Source organism: Desulforegula conservatrix Mb1Pa (genome assembly GCF_000426225.1).
Lineage (GTDB): Bacteria > Desulfobacterota > Desulfobacteria > Desulfobacterales > Desulforegulaceae > Desulforegula > Desulforegula conservatrix.
The window spans coordinates 1-9,297 of sequence record NZ_AUEY01000107.1; the positions used below are offsets into that span (position 1 = coordinate 1).

General features: G+C 45.8%; 9 protein-coding genes. 5 read left to right on the forward strand and 4 right to left on the reverse strand.

Going from position 1 to position 9,297, the window contains the following annotated elements:
- A partial coding sequence (locus K245_RS25595; protein ID WP_035277744.1) for a transposase occupies window positions 1–227 on the forward strand: 227 nt, incomplete at its 5' end.
- A 171-nt stretch (window positions 228–398) separates the two neighbouring features.
- On the opposite strand, the gene hsdR is transcribed toward K245_RS25595, so the two are convergent.
- A complete protein-coding gene (gene hsdR / locus K245_RS0119655; protein ID WP_027360561.1) occupies window positions 399–2,798 on the reverse strand; it encodes an EcoAI/FtnUII family type I restriction enzme subunit R in 2,400 nt (799 codons plus the stop codon).
- A complete protein-coding gene (gene mads1, locus K245_RS0119660) occupies window positions 2,791–2,979 on the reverse strand; it encodes a methylation-associated defense system helix-turn-helix domain-containing protein MAD1 (RefSeq protein WP_027360562.1) in 189 nt (62 codons plus the stop codon). The genes hsdR and mads1 overlap by 8 nt, the downstream gene beginning before the upstream one ends.
- 598 nt (window positions 2,980–3,577) lie before the next feature.
- Here mads1 and K245_RS25600 point away from each other — a divergent pair.
- The 4 genes from K245_RS25600 to K245_RS0119675 all read left to right on the forward strand — a co-directional run bounded on the left by K245_RS25600 (window position 3,578) and on the right by K245_RS0119675 (window position 7,518).
- Window positions 3,578–4,036: a phosphatase PAP2 family protein gene (locus K245_RS25600; protein ID WP_051284472.1), complete on the forward strand. Its 459-nt coding sequence runs from the start codon at window positions 3,578–3,580 to the stop codon at window positions 4,034–4,036.
- 209 nt (window positions 4,037–4,245) lie between these two features.
- A complete protein-coding gene (locus tag K245_RS28395) occupies window positions 4,246–4,419 on the forward strand; it encodes a hypothetical protein (RefSeq protein ID WP_232223855.1) in 174 nt (57 codons plus the stop codon).
- A 13-nt stretch (window positions 4,420–4,432) separates the two neighbouring features.
- Window positions 4,433–4,636, forward strand: a complete 204-nt coding sequence (locus K245_RS28400) for a diacylglycerol kinase (RefSeq protein ID WP_232223856.1) — start codon at window positions 4,433–4,435, stop codon at window positions 4,634–4,636.
- Between the two features lie 113 nt (window positions 4,637–4,749).
- Window positions 4,750–7,518, forward strand: coding sequence for a cation-transporting P-type ATPase (locus K245_RS0119675; RefSeq protein ID WP_027360563.1), 2,769 nt, complete (start codon window positions 4,750–4,752; stop codon window positions 7,516–7,518).
- A gap of 150 nt (window positions 7,519–7,668) precedes the next feature.
- On the opposite strand, the gene K245_RS0119680 is transcribed toward K245_RS0119675, so the two are convergent.
- Complete coding sequence (locus K245_RS0119680) at window positions 7,669–8,637, reverse strand: YbgA family protein (RefSeq protein WP_027360564.1); 969 nt, start codon at window positions 8,635–8,637, stop codon at window positions 7,669–7,671.
- A gap of 376 nt (window positions 8,638–9,013) precedes the next feature.
- On the reverse strand, window positions 9,014–9,297 hold a 284-nt coding region (locus tag K245_RS0119685), incomplete at its 5' end, for a transposase (RefSeq protein ID WP_027359741.1).

Consider the following 9,297-nt stretch of genomic DNA (forward strand, 5'->3'; position numbering starts at 1 on the left):
CATCCTTCAAATGGGTCAATATAATACTTGGTAACTTAAAAAATGCGCTCAAAGGTACTTATCATGCAATTAATCGCAAGCATGTTCCGCGGTACCTGGCAGAATTTCAGTACAGATTCAATCGCCGATATGATCTGCCGTCCATGATTCACAGACTGATTTATGTTGCTCTTAGGACTCCACCCATGCCATCAACCATGCTTTCTATGGCTGAAGCAGAGTGGTAATCAGAAAATTATATAAGGATTTGTTGATAGGATTTTCACTTATATTTTCAGAAAATCTGTCCAATCAAAACCGACCACTTATACCGTCGTCCTTACGCATAATATCCTGGATCGCTTTGATACTGCTGACTATACTCATATTTTTTCCGTTGTTTCCTATGTTCGGAATGCTTACGCACTCATGGATTTGTCGTTATCATACAGAGCCTGTTCCAACTCTGTGATTGCTTTGGTAAACTGATCTGTGCCACCAAAAATACCCTGCCTTATATGGGTTTTACTTCCAAGTTTGTCAAAGGGCGGAAGTTCAAGCACCTTGGGATCTTCAATATCAGCAATACCGTTATGAGCATATTTTTCAAGAAGGGTTTCCAGAACTTCACGTATCTGATCACCGTACTTCCCGAAATAATTTCGTTTTTTTACATTATCTGCCCGCTCTCTGCGGGTGAGCGGTTTTTGGTCAAAGGCAATATGCGCCACCAGATCAAAAACATCAAAGTCATCACTCCCGGGCACAGCCTGCTTCAGTATATCAATGGGAATTCCAGAGCTTTCAAGCTCGTCAATCACTTTCTTTTTCCGGTCGCTCTGATTCCAGCGGCGTAGAAAATCGTGCAGAGTATGGTACTGCTCTTTCAGGGTTCTTTTGATATCCTCTTTGAGAAATACCCGATAATCTTCGGTAATCAGCCTGCCATCGACATCGAGGTATTGAGACCTTTCCACTGCGCTTCGAACGGCAACATCATCAATATGGTATTTTGATGGTTTGTCCTGCACTTCAGTATCATCCCAATCATTATCTGCATGGGGATATGAATTTTCAGTATTTAAAGGAATGTCATTTTCAGGCGGAACAACAGGGTCATTCATACCAGGTTCATAGATCACCACAGGTTCGCCATCAAAATCAGGGTCGCTAAAAAGCCGGGTTGCCCCCTTGAAATCCATAATGGTGAAAAAGAGCTTCTGATAATCTTCCCGCAGACGGGTGCCCCGGCCAATGATCTGTTTAAACTCAGTCATTGAATTGATATTCTGATCCAGAACAACCAGCTTACAGGTTTTTGCGTCCACGCCGGTAGTCATCAGTTTAGAAGTTGTTGCGATGACCGGATAGGGTTCATCATTATCAAGAAAATAAGAAAGCTGGGCCTTTCCCTCTTTATCATCACCGGTAATGCGTACCACATAACGGCGATTGGAAGCAGCTTCTGGAATCAATTTTACCAATTCCTTCCGCATACGCTCTGCATGGGGCTGGTCATCACAAAAGACAATGGTCTTTGCCATAGGGTCGGTATTTTGCAGATACTCCCAGACCTTTTTTGCAACCAGCTCTGTTCGTTTGGTGAGCACAAGATTACGGTCAAAATCCTTTGTGTTGTACTGGCGCTGTTCCACTTCGTGACCATATTTGTCGATTTTGCCTATTTCAGGGGTATACCCGGCTGCATCCATATCAGTCACTATACGAACCACTTTATAAGGAGCGAGGAAGCCGTCTTCAATGCCCTGCTTGAGTGAATATGTATAAATGGGTTCACCGAAATAGGTGATATTGCTGATTTCATTTGTCTCTTTAGGGGTAGCTGTCATTCCAAGGTGGGTAGCACTATCAAAATGGGCTAAAATTTCCCGCCAGGCAGAATCCTCTTTTGCACTTCCACGGTGGCACTCATCAATAACGATCAGATCAAAAAAGTCTTTAGGGAAATCTTTAAAAATCTGTTTTTCTTCATCGTTTCCGGTAACAGCCTGATAAAGGGAGAGATAGATTTCATAGTTCTTCTTTACCGTGCGGTTAGTGATCTTGTGCATCACCTCACCAAATGGGGCAAAGTCCTGCTGCATTGTCTGATCAACCAGAATATTTCTATCTGCAAGAAAGAGGATTCTTTTTTTTCGTTTTGCTTTCCACAGCCGCCAGATAATCTGAAAAGCGGTATACGTTTTACCGGTTCCCGTAGCCATCACCAGCAACAGGCGTTTCTGCCCTTTTACTACGGCCTCAACAGTTCTATTGATGGCAACCCTTTGGTAGTAGCGAGGCTCTTTACCGAAACCGTCCGAATAATAATTCTGCTCAACAAGAGTCTTATCCGGTTCCGAAGCAATCCCTTTCCACACTTCAAAGAGAGACCAGAGAGTTTCAGGCGATGGAAATTCATCAAGGGATAGTTCTTTTTCAACAGTATCGGTCAATCCAGTCCGATCGTGCATTAGAAAACCGTCACCATTGGAGCTAAAGGCAAAAGGAGCATCGAGCATCTCAGCATAGACCAGCGCCTGCTGCATCCCATGCCCCACCGCATATTTATTAACCTTTGCTTCCACAACTGCAATCGCTACATTCGGTTTCCCGTAGAGAACATAATCCGCTCGTTTTGGCCCACCTTTTATCTCAGGATTAGAGATTCTGGCTGCAAGTTGCCCGCGCACCATCACTCGTCCATCTGTCAGAGAGACCTCTTCACTAATCTGCCTCTGATGCCAACCAGCTTTTTCAATTGCCGGTGCAATAAGCTTGGTGCAGATATCACGTTCGCTTAATTTTGATTTATCCATTTATCGCACCGCCAGACTCAACCCATGCGTCCACCTGATCTTTTTTGAACTTCCACAGGCGTCCCATGCGATGAGCAGGCATACCCTGCTTGTCAATCCATTTGTAAACGGTATCTTTACTGACTCCGAGGTACTTGCATATTTCATCCACGGATAACCAGCGGTCATTTATTTCTGCCATGTATTTAACTCCTTCCGGCAATGTTGTTGAAATAACAAAATCGTAGGTCGGATTAGGGATAAATGCTTTATCTATAAATCCCATAATCCGACAACAGGCTTGGTTTTATGTCGGATTACGGACAAAGGGCGTCCTAATCCGACCTACGCAAAAGCCTTAATTCAACAATATTGACTCCTTCCGGGGACTGTTTCATTTTGCCATGACCTCAACAAAGGCGATTATGGGGAGCCGTAAAACATCAATTGCACTATAATTAATCACGCAAATATGTTGAAAAGAAATACAGAAGTCAAATGATCTTTGCTGATTTAAGCCGATTAAGTTGTGCTTTGCCTGCTTTTAGCAGCCAGAGTCAATTCGTACGGAATTTTGGCCGATATTAATTTTTAGAGCCAAATCAATAATCTGGCACTCCTTATTTATCTTTTGTTAATTGTTTAAACTGATCCTTTTTGGACTAATCTTGTAATTTCTCTTTGGCAAGGTTATAGATACTTGAATATGTTCTCAATACCTGAATCACCAAAAAAACCAGAAAAATACAGCCTTGCCCCTGGGGGCACTATTATTAAAACCAATCTTGATGGTATATTGAATGGACATATTTTTTGTTACCATAACTTGGTTAGGCTCACTGTATATTCTTTTGCCGCTATCCGCCCTGCTCTGTATCCTGCTGATCTGGGCCGGTAAATATGGGCAAGTAGTTTTGATAAGTTGCAGTTTGTTGATCACCATTATTTCAGTCCATGCGGTAAAATTGATATTTCGCAGGCCGCGACCGTCCACAGTCGAACTCTTAGTGGCGATGCCATCTGACTGGTCGTTTCCGAGCGCTCATACAGCCCAAGCAACCGCCTTTTTCCTGTCGGTCGCGCTGATCGCGTTTCAGGCTCTGCCGCCGGTCTGGGCAACTCTTTTTGCTATCTTTAGCCTGCTGATCATTGGCTTTGTTGGATATTCACGTATTTACCTTCAGGTTCACTACCTCTCCGATGTATTGGCAGGGATGTTTTTGGCGACTCTCATTGTATCAGCGGTGAGAGAGTCATAATCCCCCTCATGTCATGGCTTCGGGGATAAACATAATATTAATGATAACACTTACAAAGTCTCAAAAAATCCGATTTCCGTCAGGCCGGAATTTAGAAGTATCTTAAATAACTGGATGCCGGACCAAGTCCGGCATGACGCCTAATCCTTTTTTTGACTTTTTGATACTCCATCAACACTTTAATATTGTTCAAAAAAGGAGCAACAAACGTGAGAAATAAATTTATCGGGCAAAGCGAGGATGGCTATCACCCTATTCGGAAGATCAAGGTCTGCCTTTCCGGCCTGCGCTATGCGATACGTTATGATTTCAGCGTCGCCTACAAGGTCTATCTTTCTCTTTTAATGCTCCTGGTCTGTTTTTTTTCTACGCCAATGGATTGATTTTCTTCTTACCATGGCAGCCACAGGACTGGTGCTCATCACTGAAATGTTCAACAGCGCCATAGAGGCTCTGTGTGATTTCATCGAGACAAATGAAAACGAGAAAATAAAAGTAATCAAGGACATATCGGCAGCAGCCACAGGCATATCCATCCTTATCTGGGTCGTTGTGATGGCTGTTGAACTTACAAACTTTTGGAAAATTTTTCATACATAGGGATAATTGACCGGCAGCCTCTGGTGCCTCTAAAAAGCTGAAGCAGCAGTCATGATTTCAGATTCTAAGCTGTACCAGCAATCAACGTAGATTTCTGAGGGAGATATTTAAAGATGCAAGAAAACACTGCAAAACCAGATGGAATTCTGTGGCATGCCTTATCAGATCAGGATGTCATGTCCGAGTTGCAGACAAGCCTCAGCGGCCTGACTGGCAATGAAGCAGCAGAAAGGCTGCAACGCTATGGCGCCAACACGCTCCTTCGAAAAGGAAGTGATAGCCCCTGGCTGATTTTCTGGCGTCAGATAAATAACCCCATTGGCTGGCTCTTGATTGCTTCTGGCGCATTGGCTATTGGCCTCCAAAAATATACCGATTCAGTCGTGGTTTTCGGTGCGGTGATTGTTAACGCCATTATCGGTTTTATGCAGGAATACCGCGCAGGACAAGCCATTGAAGCGCTTGCAGCCATGATACCGGAATTTGCAACAGCAATACGTGACGGGCAGTCAATTGCAGTCTCGGCTGAAAGTCTGGTGCCTGGTGATGTCGTTACCTTGCAGAGCGGCGATAAGGTTCCGGCAGATCTTCGCCTGATCAAAGTAAAAAATCTTCTGGTGGAAGAAGCAGCCCTCACTGGTGAGTCGCTGCCTGTAGCAAAGAGAAACGAAGCCGTTGCACTGGATGCCCCCCTCGGTGACAGGATCAGCATGGCTTTTAGCGGAACGCTTGTTCTGCAAGGCACTGCTACAGGAATAGTGGTAGCGACAGGCGGCGGCACAGAGCTTGGCCGCATCAATGCTTTGCTCAACCAGACAGGTCAGATGGAGACTCCTCTGACTCGCCAGCTTAACAAAGTCAGCAATGGCATTACAGCCGCAGTAGTGGCCATAGTAGCCATACTCATCAGTTTCGGAATATGGGTCAAGGATGCCCCGATCGGCGAATCTCTTATGGTTGCCGTTTCTCTGGCTGTGGCGGCAATCCCCGAAGGTCTGCCTGCCGTAATTACCATATGTCTCGCCGTTGGGGTTCGCCGCATGGCCGAAAGGCACGCGGTCGTCCGGCATCTCCCGGCTGTGGAAACCCTTGGATCAACCACTGTTATCTGTTCTGACAAGACAGGCACACTGACCCGCAATGAGATGACAGTGCAGGTGGCATGGGTGGCCGGTCAGGAATACCGGTTTTCCGGCATCGGCTATGCCCCATACGGTGAAATAGAACGAGATGGCGCCCGACTGACCGAGCTCCCGACCGCACTGCATGATTTGCTCTTCATAGCCTTTCTCTGCAATGATGCCGCAGTTCGCCTTGAGCAAAACATCTGGACCATCACAGGCGACCCAACCGAGGCGGCTCTGGTTTCTGCCGTTGAAAAAGCGGGCCTTTCGAGTCAGGATCTCCGCATAAACAATGCCAGGCTGGACGTGATTCCGTTCGAGTCAGACACCAAATTCATGGCCACACTGAACAGAATTGCAGGGGAAAATCATATTCTCCTGAAGGGGGCCCCGGAAACTGTCCTTGAGCGCTGCGCCCTGAGCGAAGAAGAATTGCACCGAATCAATGACGCTATGGCCACCTATGCCCGCCAGGGCATGAGGGTCATAGCTTTTGCAAATAAGAAAAACGTATCTGAGGATCAGATTCACCCCGAGTCCGTCCGTGGCGATTTACATTTTGCAGGTTTACTCTGCATGATCGACCCACCCAGAACCGAAGCGATGGATGCCATAAAGGTCTGCCATAGCGCCGGGATTACTGTTAAAATGATAACAGGTGATCATCCTGTTACAGCCGAGGCAATCGGTCGCCAGCTCGGCCTCTTAAGCCAGGAACAAAGCGCCATGTCGGGCCGTGATCTGGTCGGTCTTTCCGAAAAACAGCTCCAGGATGCGGCCTTGAGTACCAATGTCTTTGCGAGGGTGGCTCCTGAGCATAAAATCCAGCTCGTCGAGGCCCTTCAGGCCCAGCGCCATATCGTCGCCATGACCGGAGACGGCGTCAATGACGCACCAGCCATCAAGCGCGCCGACATCGGCATTGCCATGGGCATAACCGGCACAGCCGTATCAAAAGAAGCGGCCAAAGTTGTACTTATGGACGACAACTTCGCATCCATCACGGCAGCGGTTGAAGAGGGCCGCCGGGTATATGATAACCTCATTAAATCCCTGGCATTTATGCTGCCCACCAACCTCGGACTGGCCTGCACCTTGTCGGTTGCGATGTTCTTCTTCCCGACAATTCAGGTTGATGGTGTCAATGAGCTACTTATGGCCATGTCCCCCAGCCAGACCCTGTGGATAAATCTGGTGGCGAGCATTACCCTGTCAATCCCACTGTCCTTTGAGGTGCTCGAACCCAACGCCATGAGGCGGCAACCGCGCTCTCCTGACGAACCTGTATTTTCTGGTTTCATCGTCGCGCGCTTGATTATTGTCGGACTTCTCATGGCGGCAGGCGCTTGCGGACTGTTCCTCTGGGAATACTACCGCATCATCGGCATGGAGCCAGTGACGAGCGCCAGACATGCCCTGGCCCTCTCCGAGGCTCAGACCCTCTGCGTTACAAGCATCACCTTCACCCAGATATTTTACCTGTTTAACTGCAGGTCTCTGCATTCCTCGTTCTTTAGCCAGGGATTTTTCAGCAACCCGCCTATATTTATCGGCATAGGAGTCCTGATAATGCTCCAGGCCTGCTTCATATATCTACCGCCTCTGCAGACACTTTTTGGATCAGCGCCGCTTGATGGCCGGGCATGGATGTTCGCCATGGGGGTAGGAGCAATAGTTCTGCCGGTGATATCTATTGACAAATGGATCAGAAATCGCAGAAGCGCGGGCTTAAGCAATGGAGCAAAGGAAACAAGATGATAGGAGCTGGCAAGACTGACAAGGTCGCAAAAAGTTCAATTTACGTCTTTCCGGTGAAGGCCTGAATCCAGAAATATCTGAAAAGGATGCAGGATCAAGTCCGGCATGTCACTGAAGCCCATTTCTGACTTTTTGCGAAACCATCAATAATCAGACATGATTTCTAAGCTGCATTTCCAATGGATGAGGAGACAGATAGGTCTGCTTTTTTAAGTATTCTGGATCATATTTTCTGACAAAATGCTTCAAAAGAGTCAGAGGAACTATCAGGGGCGTTTTTTGTTCGGCATAGTCTGTAAACACTTCAATAATCTCTTCTTTTTCATCTTTGGAAAGCTCTTTTTTGAAATAGCCCATCATATGATAAAGCACATTCAGGTTCTTCTTTGTGGTTGCTTTAAGCGAAAGCGCTGAAATTAAAAGCGTGGCATATTTATTATAAAGATCTGAAATTTCATATTTTTTGCCATCCGCGACAAGCTTGCCCATTTCCCGGTATATCTCGGTGCTGTGTGAAAGTATCAGGAGTTTGTTGCATGTATGAAATTCCACAAGGCTGCCGAGATTCTTTTTATTCGATGAAAGCTCTCTCCACCTGTTCAGGGTGAAAATCCTTTCTATGAAATTTTCACGTAGTACTGGATCGTTGAGCCGGCCTTCTTCTTCCACCGGGATCTCCGGGAACCTGTCCATGAACATTCCCGCAAAGACACCTCTTCCTTTAAGAGATACAGCCCCCTTTTGGCTGTAAATTTTCACCCTTTCCATTCCACTGCTTGGCGACCTGCTTTTAAAAATAAAACCGCACAGATTTTCCTTTTCAAGCAGGGCCAGCTTCTCACCTGCCCAAGTCTTCATTTTGTCTGTAATGTCTCCGCCGGATCTTGAAAACACAAGACGATACTCATCAGAATCACCAACAAGCCTTAAAGCTTCCCTGGGAATCCCGAGTCCGCATTCAACCTCAGGGCAGACAGGAACGAAGGTAACATATTTGCCAAGTGTGTCAGTTATGAACCTGTCATGCTTATGGCCGCCGTCAAATCTCACTTTGTTACCAAGCAGACACGAACTTATGCCTATTCTGAACTGAGTCTGATTCTGACTATCATTCTGCATTTTGTTCTCCTGTGGATATTTTTATGTGAATATTTTTGAGGATGGTTTGGCTGACGCATGTAAACATAATAGAAGTCTATTCTATAAATCATTCCATCTGCAATGCCAAATACTTGAATGGAATAAATATAATAATATTAGCATAATATGATATCAAATTTACTTTAAACACTTCACATTTTAAAAGGTGGCCTAAAAAAAAATTCTAACAACACCTCAACACCAGCATCATTGCCACCAGATAATCAGCATGAATTCAGAACCCGAAAGCCCAATTCACTTTGACGCCGTCCATGCCCTAAAACCCCAAAAAGTCGGTCTTCATTACATTTTCCTGCATTTGATGGATTTTATGGGGAGTAATAAATGAATCTGATTACCACTCTGCTTCAGCCATAGAAAGCATGGTTGATGGCATGGGTGGAGTCCTAAGAGCAACATAAATCAGTCTGTGAATCATGGACGGCAGATCATATCGGCGATTGAATCTGTACTGAAATTCTGCCAGGTACCGCGGAACATGCTTGCGATTAATTGCATGATAAGTACCTTTGAGCGCATTTTTTAAGTTACCAAGTATTATATTGACCCATTTGAAGGATGGATGCTCTACAGCTGCTTTACCACCTCCAGTAACATGGGGTTCGTGCTGGAAACCAG